This window comes from Paraburkholderia sp. NMBU_R16, assembly GCF_013282575.1.
In the GTDB taxonomy this organism is placed as follows: Bacteria; Pseudomonadota; Gammaproteobacteria; order Burkholderiales; family Burkholderiaceae; genus Trinickia.
In genome coordinates this window covers 1-253 of sequence record NZ_JAAAYE010000419.1, presented here as the reverse complement: position 1 = coordinate 253, position 253 = coordinate 1, and the positions used below count along the sequence as shown (strand labels likewise).

Below are 253 nucleotides of genomic sequence, written 5' to 3'. Positions count from 1 at the left end.
GCGTCGTGGTCGTGATAGGCGACCCGCCGACCGACCGTGGACAACTCGCACAACCACTCAACCTGGAGGACATCAGCCCGGTCGAAATTCAACTGCTTAACCGTCCTCGGAAACGGGTCACCCCCAAGCTGAACTTTAACGGGCAGCAGATCGCTGGACTGGGGCCGTTGTCGTATGAAGCACAGCGCGGCATGTACGTTCACGCGACCTACGCGGTCACGCCACAGCGTGAACCGTTGGGCGTGCTCAATGC

1 pseudogene is annotated in these 253 nt (G+C 60.9%); it reads left to right on the top strand.

What is annotated here, in order from left to right:
* Nucleotides 1–253, top strand: a pseudogene (locus GWC77_RS30010) (hypothetical protein); the annotation flags it as partial.